Genomic DNA, 279 nt, shown 5'->3' with positions numbered 1-279 from the left:
AGCCTCGACAGTTCGGTGACGCCTGCTCGGTCGCGAGTGGAGTCATCGAACGTGGACCATAGCAAGTGAGTGTGTATTATACATACTCCGCCAACCTCCCCCATTCGGGGGAAGAGCATTCCGGTTGATCCTGCCGGAGGCCATTGCTATTGGAGTCCGATTTAGCCATGCTAGTTGCACGGGTTGAGACCCGTAGCAGATAGCTCAGTAACACGTGGCCAAACTACCCTCTGGAGCGCAATAACCTCGGGAAACTGAGGCTAATGGCGCATACGGCTC

The 279-nt window shown here is 55.6% G+C and carries 1 rRNA gene; it reads left to right on the top strand.

Annotated features, from left to right (window positions below):
- Window positions 1-117: 117 nt before the first annotated feature.
- Window positions 118-279, top strand: a 16S ribosomal RNA gene (locus tag C446_RS14600); the annotation flags it as partial.

The organism is Halobiforma nitratireducens JCM 10879 (genome assembly GCF_000337895.1).
Classification (GTDB): domain Archaea; phylum Halobacteriota; class Halobacteria; order Halobacteriales; family Natrialbaceae; genus Natronobacterium; species Natronobacterium nitratireducens.
This window is presented reverse-complemented; position numbering and strand designations above follow the sequence as displayed.